Here is a 1,341-nt window from a genome sequence, read left to right as displayed (position 1 = left end):
CCTGAGGTTTCCCCACGAATGATGTAGCCAGATCAATCGCTTGGCGTTGTTCGATGATGGAAAGAGGTGCGCGCATGGCGCAGTCTTCAAGGCGACGAAACCAACGAAGGCTACGGACCATGCGCGCCAGTGGAGTATTGCAGAAGTGTCTGTCCGATGGCCTACGAACGATGCACGCCGCCCGCTCCCGCGTGCTGTTGCATGCCGTGGAAGCGCTGTTGGCAGGGCGTCGTTTGACGCTGATGGACGTGGCCCGTAGTTGGCCGGGGGCGGAGCGCGTGCGTGCGCCATTGAAGGCATTTGATCGCTTGCTCAGCAACCGGCACCTGCACGCTGAACGGGAACGCGTGTACGCCAGCATGGCGCAGTGGCTATTGCGCGGCGAGCGACCTGTGATCGTGATCGACTGGTCGGATTTGAAGGCAGACAAAGCGTGGTGCCTGCTGCGTGCGGCGGTTCCGGTGGGAGGGCGCACGCTGCCCATATTGGACATGGTGTTCCCCGGAGTGCAGGCCGGCTCACCGGTCGCGGAGCAGCGGTTCTTGCAACGCCTGAAACAGATCGTACCGGCATCGGCCACACCCATCCTGGTGACGGACGCCGGCTTCCGCAGCCCGTGGTTTCGCGCCGTGGACAAGCTGGGCTGGTACTGGCTGGGGCGGTTGCGTCACAACACCTTGGTCAAACCGGTCGAGGTTCACGGGAAGCACGACTGGGTGCCCTCCCGTGCGTTGTACGAACTGGGCGGCAATGTGCCGAAGGATATGGGGCTAATGGATGCCGTGCGGGATAATCCTTGGGTTTGCCGTATCGTGCTCTATCGCAAGAAGGCCAAGGGGCGCAAACACCGCAACCTCAACGGCAAGGTTGTGCGCAGCAAGCACAGCCGCAAATCGGCGGCACGCGAAGGCGAGCCTTGGCTGCTAGTCGCCTCACCTTCGCTGGAGCTTCATGCCCGTCAACTGGTCATGCTGTACGCGCGCCGCATGCAGATCGAGTCGTCGTTCCGCGATCTGAAGTCGCACCGCTACGGTCAGGGCTTCGAAGACAGCTTGACGCGCGTGGGCAAGCGCATCGAGATCCTGTTGCTGGTGAATACCCTGGCCACCTTTGCTAGTTGGCTGGCAGGTCTGGCCAGCGAGTCGACGGGCATCGCACGCTGGTTGTCACCCGTGCCTGCCCTCCGAAGGCTTTACTCCGTGGTGCGCACTGGTCGGGAAGCACTCGTCAGAGATTGGCCGATGGAGCGAATATCGCAGTGGCTGATGCGACTGCGAGAATTGCCAACATCGGTGGCCGATCAGATGTGTGCGCCACTATGAATTCGTGGGGAAACCTCAG

At 61.9% G+C, this 1,341-nt stretch carries 1 protein-coding gene; it reads left to right on the top strand.

Translation table 11 applies throughout. The features are described from left to right. The first annotated feature begins 119 nt into the window (after nt 1-119). The gene (locus tag EKH80_RS23685) at nt 120-1,322 is read left to right on the top strand and encodes an IS4 family transposase (protein ID WP_126687255.1); all 1,203 of its coding nucleotides are present in this window, start codon (nt 120-122) and stop codon (nt 1,320-1,322) included. Nucleotides 1,323-1,341: the final 19 nt, after the last annotated feature.

Origin of the sequence: Dyella choica (genome assembly GCF_003977665.1) — a bacterium.
GTDB classification, from domain to species: domain Bacteria; phylum Pseudomonadota; class Gammaproteobacteria; order Xanthomonadales; family Rhodanobacteraceae; genus Dyella_B; species Dyella_B choica.
The sequence above is the reverse complement of the archived record's forward strand: the minus strand, read 5'-3'. Positions and strand labels throughout refer to the sequence as shown.